This window comes from Pseudomonas sp. FSL W5-0203 (assembly GCF_001896155.1).
Classification (GTDB): domain Bacteria; phylum Pseudomonadota; class Gammaproteobacteria; order Pseudomonadales; family Pseudomonadaceae; genus Aquipseudomonas; species Aquipseudomonas paracarnis.
The window spans coordinates 1-1,158 of sequence record NZ_MPOR01000092.1; the positions used below are offsets into that span (position 1 = coordinate 1).

At 61.2% G+C, this 1,158-nt stretch carries 1 pseudogene; it reads left to right on the plus strand.

What is annotated here, in order from left to right:
* Positions 1 to 1,158, plus strand: a pseudogene (locus tag BOP96_RS29115) (RHS repeat protein); the annotation flags it as partial.

Below are 1,158 nucleotides of genomic sequence, written 5' to 3' on the forward strand. Positions count from 1 at the left end.
CGCCTATGACGAACATGGACGACTGGTTTGCGCGACCAATGCTGTCGGTGAAAGCGAGCGTTATCGGTACGACGATCAGCACGTCATTCTTGAGCGCCAACTGGCCGGTGGCGCGAGTTTCTTCTGGGAATGGGAACGCGCGGGCAAGGCGGCGCGCTGTGTGCGGCATTGGGCAAGTTTTTCGCAGATGGACACGTGTTACGCCTGGGGGGATGACGGGCGTGTCACGGTGCATAACGCCGATGGTAGCCAGGAGGTGTATGTCCATGACCAGCGGGCGCGGTTGGTGCAGCGCATCGATCCGGACGGCGCCACGCACTTTAAATCCTACGATGCCAAGGGCCGGCTGACCGTCGAGCAAGACCCGATGGGCGCGGTGACGGCCTATCAATATGACGATCTAGGCCGGCAGATTGCGCGTGAGGATGAGCATGGGGCTCAAACTCAATATCAATGGGATGCCGTAGGGCGTCTGCTAAAGCTGATCGAGCCCGGTGGTGGATGTAGGGAATTCAGCTACAACCCCTACGGCAAAATCATCGCCGAACGCGACGAACTGGGCCACGTCACCCGCTACGAATACGCCGACGGCCTGCACCTGATCAGCCGCTGCTTCAACGCCAACGGTACCCAAGTCAAGTACCGCTACGACAACGCCCGGCTGCTGCTCACCGAGATCGAAAACGAAGCCGGCGAAACCTACCAACTCGACTACCAACCCAACGGCCTGATCCGCCAGGAAACCGGCTTCGACGGCCAGCGCACCGCCTACGCCTACGACCTCAACGGCAACCTGCTGGAAAAGACCGAATACGGCGACGATGACAGTCAGCTCATTACCCGCTACCAGCGCGACCACGCCGGGCGCCTCGTCCGAAAAACCCTGCCCGATGCCAGCGTTGTCGACTATACCTACGACCGCCAAGGCAACCTCCTCAGCGCCGAAGACGGCCACTGGGCGCTGGCCTACGAATACGACCGCCAAAACCGCCTCACCGCCGAACACCAAGGCTGGGGCACCCTGCGCTACGGCTACGACGCCTGCGGCCAGCTGAAAACCCTGTGCCTGCCGGACAACAACCGCCTCACCTTCAACCACGACAAAGGCGGCCACCTCGCCACGGTCGAACTCAACGGTGAAGTACTCACCTCACATCT